The organism is Streptomyces beijiangensis (assembly GCF_017315755.1).
Taxonomy (GTDB): domain Bacteria; phylum Actinomycetota; class Actinomycetes; order Streptomycetales; family Streptomycetaceae; genus Streptomyces; species Streptomyces beijiangensis.
This window is the reverse complement of sequence record NZ_JAFLRJ010001153.1, coordinates 1-720: the sequence shown is the minus strand read 5'-3', so window position 1 is coordinate 720 and position 720 is coordinate 1. Positions and strand designations below refer to the sequence as shown.

General features: G+C 68.2%; 1 protein-coding gene and 1 pseudogene. One reads left to right on the top strand and one right to left on the bottom strand.

The genetic code is table 11. The annotated features are described in order from the left end of the window. A pseudogene (locus tag J0695_RS40965) lies at positions 1 to 257 on the bottom strand (1,3-beta-glucanase); the annotation flags it as partial. A 206-nt stretch (positions 258 to 463) separates the two neighbouring features. Between J0695_RS40965 and J0695_RS40960 the strand changes: the two are divergent. Then, positions 464 to 720 (top strand): DUF350 domain-containing protein (locus J0695_RS40960; protein ID WP_206969879.1); only part of this gene is annotated, 257 nt, incomplete at its 3' end.

Below are 720 nucleotides of genomic sequence, written 5' to 3'. Positions count from 1 at the left end.
GCGTAGTACTGCCGTTCATGGCTGTTGACGTTGTCTCCGGCCTCGACCTGCCACTTCGAGGAGTTGACCGCCGCCCCGCCGGGCCCGTCGAAGGTGTCCGAGAACGTCACGGCGGCAGCCGCGGCGCCGTCTGCCGACGCGGAGGCGGTGGTGGTGTCCGCCGGTTCCGCCCGGGCGGTCCCGACGGCGGCGGAGGCGACGAGGGCCGCGGACAGAGCGGCGGTCAACCATCTGCGCAACGTGCGTGGAGAGGACATGACTCTCCCTTCCGTACGGCGGCCCGTATCTCCGGGCGCGCCGACCGAGGTTGTGGGGGGAGGTGGGGGATGCGTCGCCCCTTGATTCAAGACGTGAGATAAGAAGGCGTCAATACCCTGGTACGGACCAGCTATCCACAGCCGTTCACCCGTCACTCACTGGAGCCTCGAACGGGTGCGCTACATTTTGCTCGCCTTTGACCGCGATCACTCACGATCCCTCACGCTACGGAGCCGACAACCCCACGAGCGACATCGTCAACGGACTCGGCCGGGCCACCGCCTACGGCGCCCTCGGTCCGGTCCTGCTGGTGCCCGGCATCGCCCTGGTCGACCTGCTGACGCCCGGGAAGCTCGGCCGGCAGATCTGGGAGGAGCACAACCGCAACGCCGCCCTGGTGCTCAGCTCCGCGCTGCTCGGTATCGGCATCGGCATCGGCATCGGCGGAATCGTGTTCACGTC